1 protein-coding gene is annotated in these 616 nt (G+C 66.2%); it reads left to right on the top strand.

Going from position 1 to position 616, the window contains the following annotated elements; translation table 11 throughout:
* A partial coding sequence (locus KDM41_18505) for an aspartate aminotransferase family protein (GenBank protein ID MCB1185416.1) occupies positions 1–616 on the top strand: 616 nt, incomplete at both ends.

Here is a 616-nt window from a genome sequence, read left to right as displayed (position 1 = left end):
GCCTATCGCCGCGATTGCACGGGACGAGGGCATCCACCTGCATGTCGACGGGGCGTGGGCGGGCAGCGCGCTGATCCTGCCGGAGGTGCGGGCGCTGGCCGAGGGGCTCGAGCATGCCGACAGCTTCGTCTTCAACCCGCACAAATGGCTGTTCACCAATTTCGACTGCTCGGTCCTCTATCTGAAAGACCCGAAGACGCTGGCGCGCGCCCTGTCGCTGACCCCGGCCTATCTGGAATCGGTGCCGACGGGGGAAAGTCCTGACTACCGCGACCTGACCGTCTCGCTCGGGCGGCGCTTCCGGGCGCTGAAGCTGTGGTTCGTCTTGCGCAGCTATGGCGCGGAGGGGCTGCGCGAGAAAATCCGGGGCCATATCGCCTTCACCGGGAAGCTCGCCGGACTGATCAAGGCCGATCCGGATTTCGAACTGGTGTCCGGGCCGCGTCTGGCTCTGCTCGGTTTCCGCTTTCTGCCGAAGGGGGTGTCCGACCCGGCGGAGATCGACCGGGCGAATGAGGACCTCGTTGCGCGCATCAATGATGACGGGCGCACCTATCTGACGAAGACGCGGGCCAACGGCCGCACGGCGATCCGCTTCGTCATCGGCCAGACGCAG

The organism is bacterium, from assembly GCA_020440705.1.
In the GTDB taxonomy this organism is placed as follows: Bacteria; Krumholzibacteriota; Krumholzibacteriia; order LZORAL124-64-63; family LZORAL124-64-63; genus JAGRNP01.
Note: the sequence above shows the minus strand (reverse complement) of the source record. Positions and strands in the feature narration are given on the sequence as shown.